At 59.9% G+C, this 269-nt stretch carries 1 protein-coding gene; it reads left to right on the forward strand.

Annotated elements, in window-relative coordinates; all coding sequences use genetic code 11:
- The coding region (locus R0J88_RS20495) for an META domain-containing protein (protein WP_410900951.1) at positions 1-196 on the forward strand (196 nt) is incomplete at its 5' end.
- Between the last annotated feature and the right edge of the window lie 73 nt (positions 197-269).

Below are 269 nucleotides of genomic sequence, written 5' to 3' on the forward strand. Positions count from 1 at the left end.
TGATGAACAAGAGCTCGGCTTCGGCCGTCTGGCCACCACGCGAATGGCGTGCCCCGGTGAAGTAGCAACGCTCGAACGCGATTTCCTCACGACACTCAACGACGTGTCGGGCCGGCAGATAGAAGGCAAGACACTGACGCTGACCGATGAGCAAGGTGTGTCGCGTGCCCGCCTGGAGGCCGTTCACCTCTACTGATCCCTATCGCTGGCCGCTCAGTGCAGGATGAAGCTGGACTGAATACTCTGCGCAACAGACCAGACACCACAAC

Origin of the sequence: Pseudoalteromonas sp. SIMBA_162 (genome assembly GCF_046535955.1) — a bacterium.
Taxonomy (GTDB): Bacteria; Pseudomonadota; Gammaproteobacteria; order Enterobacterales; family Alteromonadaceae; genus Pseudoalteromonas; species Pseudoalteromonas marina.